3 protein-coding genes are annotated in these 3,505 nt (G+C 63.6%); all 3 read right to left on the bottom strand.

Translation table 11 applies throughout. The features are described from left to right. Window positions 1-145 precede the first annotated feature (145 nt). Entirely contained in the window at window positions 146-619 is a 474-nt protein-coding gene (locus NP534_RS26225; protein WP_274100658.1) for a RidA family protein, read from the bottom strand. Window position 620: 1 nt separating this feature from the next. Then, window positions 621-2,249 (bottom strand): hydantoinase B/oxoprolinase family protein, encoded by a 1,629-nt coding sequence (locus NP534_RS26230; RefSeq protein WP_274100659.1) that lies wholly within the window; start codon window positions 2,247-2,249, stop codon window positions 621-623. A 10-nt stretch (window positions 2,250-2,259) separates the two neighbouring features. After that, the coding region (locus tag NP534_RS26235; RefSeq protein ID WP_274100660.1) for a hydantoinase/oxoprolinase family protein at window positions 2,260-3,505 on the bottom strand (1,246 nt) is incomplete at its 5' end.

Raw genomic sequence — 3,505 nt, forward strand, 5'->3', positions numbered from 1 at the left:
CGTGCAGTGGAGCTGGGTCTGCACTACCCACCAACGTAAGCTTTTTATCTTCATGGTCTACACGCTCTTGTTTTTATTGGTGTGTGAGGGCGCGCAGGAGCCTGCGCGCCCTGTTCAAGGCTGAAGATGGGCTTGCGTGTGGCGGTCAGGCCAGTTCGAATACCGCGTCCACCTCCACCGCAAAACCTCTGGGCAAGGAGCTCACGCCAATAGTCGTGCGGGTATGCTGGCCACGCTCGCCCAATACTTGCACCAGCAATTGCGAGGCGGCATCGATGACCGCGCCGGATTCGGTGAAGTCATCCACCGCATTGACGTAACCGCGCAGTTGCACGCAGCCTTTGACCTGCGCCAGGTCGCCCTGCACTGCCTGGGCCACATGCGCCAGCACGTTGAGCGTGCACAGCCTGGCCGCTTCGCGGGCTTGGCTCAGGTCGATGTGCACGCCGACCTTGCCGATGAACAGCGCCTGGCCATCGCGCTTGGAGCCTTGGCCGGAAACGAACAGCAAGTTGCCGACGCGGCGGGTGGCGACAAAGGGGTTGTTGCCCGGTACCACTTCGGGCAACTGCAGGCCCAGTTGCTCGACCCGCATGGCAAATGATTGATGGACGCTCATGTCAGTTACCCTCGCGCACATATTCGAAGGCAAGGTCCTGCGCCAGCGCTGCTGGCGAACGCTCCGCCACCGGGCCGTAGCCACCACCACCGGGCAGTTCCAGCACCAGTCGTTTACCGCCCGGGACATACTGGCGGCCCTTGGTGGCCAGGCGTGTGCCGTCGTCCAGCCGCACCACGCCGGGCGCGCCGTTTTCACCCCCTTCACGGCCGCGTGCCGGGTGGGCGACACGGTCGAACATGGCGTTGAACCAGATTTCATAACCATCCTTGGGTGCAATCTCGACCACCTGCCCCAGCCCGCCGCGGTACTTGCCAGCACCACCAGAACCTTCGCGCAGTTCCTTGCGCCAGAACACCACCGGCCCGACCTGCTCGGTGGCCTCGATCGACATCGACTGCACTCCACTGGGGAACGCTGTGGCACTGGGCCCGTCAAGGCCTGGGCGCGCGCCCATACCGCCACTATTGAACAGCAGCACCTCGGCGCCTTCCGAGCCTTCGCCGGGCTGTACCGGGCGCACACTGACGTGCAGGTTCCAGAGTGCCCCAGCCCCTTCGGCAGGAATCTGCCCCGGCAGCAGTTGATGGATCGCCCCTAGCACCGCGTCCGGCACCAAATGCCCGAGCACATGGCGCACCGACACTGGCGCAGGCCGTTGCGCATTGAGGATGCAATCGGTGGGCGCCACCACTTTGAACGGCTTCAGCGATGCATGGTTGTTGGGAATATCCGGAGCGATCGCACACTTGATGCCGTAGCAGGCATACGCCGTCGAGTAGATCAGCGGGCAGTTGATGCCTTTTTTGCTCGGCCCGGATGTGCCGGCGAAATCCACGGTGATCTGGTCTTTGGCGACGGTCAGCGCCACGGCGATGTCGATCGGTGTGTCGTAGCCGTCCACCCGCATCAGGTTTTGATACAGCCCCCTGGGCAAGGCATTGATGCGCTCAAGGGTCGCCGCGTGGCTGCGCTCGAAGACAAACTGCGACAGGTGCTCGAGGTCTTCCAGGCCGAACTCGCCCATCATGTCCATCAGGCGCCGGTGGCCGATTTCATTGCAGGCCGCCAACGAGTAGATGTCACCCACCACCTGGCGGCTTTCGCGTACGTTGTTGCGGATCAGATTCACCAGGTCACGGTTCACCGTACCCCGCTCGGCAAACTTCATGATCGGGATGAAAATCCCCTCCTCGTATACCTCATTGGCGTCCGGGCCGAAGCCACGGCCGCCCACATCCACCACGTGGGCGGTACAGGCGAAGAAGCCGACCAGCTTGCCAGCGCGAAAGCTGGGCGATACCACGGTGAAGTCGTGCAGATGGCCTGTGCCCTTCCAGGGGTCGTTGGTGATGTACACATCGCCCTCGAAGAGGTGATCGCGGCCGATATCACGAATGAAATGGCCGACCGCCTCAGCCATGGCGTTGACGTGCCCAGGCGTGCCCGTCACCGCCTGGGCGATCATTTCGCCGGCCTGGTTGAACACGCCGGCAGACAGGTCGCCGGACTCGCGCACGCTGGTGCTGAAGGCTGTACGGATCAGCGTCAGGGCCTGCTCTTCGACCACCGAGATCAGGCGGTTCCACATGATCTGCATGCGCACATCGGTCAGGGTTTGTTGGCTCATGGTGTACTCCTCAGGCCTTCACGGCGCGCAGCAGCAGGCAACCGTCAGCCTGCATGATGGCTTCACGGCTGGCGGTAACGATGGTGGTAGTTTCACGTTCGGTGATCACGGCCGGGCCAGCTACCCAGTCGCCGGCACGCATGTGCTCGCGGTCGACCACGGCGGCAGTCTGGAAACCCTCCAGGCGTGCGTCGAACAAGCGGCGCTTACCGCTGATGCGCGCCGGCCCTGACTTTTCGGTCAGCGACCGCTGCTGCGGCTTGGCGACGGCAGAGCTTGCACGCAACGACCAACTGACCACTTCGATATCCAGCCCATCGATCGTGCGGCCAAAGAAGGCTTCGTATTCACGGTCGTAACCGGCCTTGAGGGCCTGCCCGTCTGCCCCGCCCAATTGCTCCACCGGGACGTTCACCGGCAACTCCCAGCCTTGGCCGACGTAACGCATGAATGCCATGCACTCAAGCGTAGGCTCGGCGCTGCCGGCCCCGGTGCGTACAAAGCTACTGGCCTCTTCGATCAATTCGTCAATGATCTGCTTGGCCTTGACCGCATCGAAGCTGCTCAGGCGCATGTAGGCACTGCGCACGCTCTCGAAGCCGAACGGTGCGCGTAAAAAGCCGATCGCCGAACCTACACCGGCGCCAGGCGGGATCAGCAGGTCTGCCACCGCAAGCTTTTCGCACAACCGGGCGGCATGCAGCGGCGCCGCACCGCCAAATGCGATCATGGTGAACTCGCTGAGCTCCTTGCCGTTCTCCACAGCGTGCATGCGCGCCGCGTTGCTCATGTTTTCATCGACCACTTCGCTCAAGCCAAAGGCAGCGGTGGCCTGGTCTACCTGCAAGGGGCCGCACAGGGCTTTGTCCAGCGCAGCGCTGCTGGCGTCGCTGTGGAGGGTGATCGAGCCCCCGGCAAAAGCTTCCGGGTCCAGCCGCCCCAGCAGCAGGTCGGCATCGGTCACGGTCGGCTGCTCGCCGCCACGCCCGTAGCAGGCCGGCCCGGGTTCGGAGCCGGCGCTGTGCGGGCCGACGCGAATCTGGCGCATGGCATCCACACTGGCAATGGAGCCGCCACCGGCGCCAATCTCGACCATCTCGATCACCGGGATGGAAATGGGCATACCGCTGCCCTTCTTGAAGCGCCAGGTCCGCGCCACCTCGAAGGTGCGCGATGTTTTCGGCACTTGCTGCTCGATCATGCAGATTTTCGCGGTGGTGCCGCCCATGTCGTACGACAGCACCTGGTTCAGCCCG

This window comes from Pseudomonas sp. 39004 (genome assembly GCF_028682155.1).
GTDB classification, from domain to species: domain Bacteria; phylum Pseudomonadota; class Gammaproteobacteria; order Pseudomonadales; family Pseudomonadaceae; genus Aquipseudomonas; species Aquipseudomonas capeferrum.

Bases quoted from the DNA above. Each gene is read 5' to 3' on its own strand.
- NP534_RS26225 (WP_274100658.1), bottom strand. From the start codon at position 619: ATGAGCGTCCATCAATCATTTGCCATGCGGGTCGAGCAACTGGGCCTG.
- NP534_RS26230 (WP_274100659.1), bottom strand. From the start codon at position 2,249: ATGAGCCAACAAACCCTGACCGATGTGCGCATGCAGATCATGTGGAAC.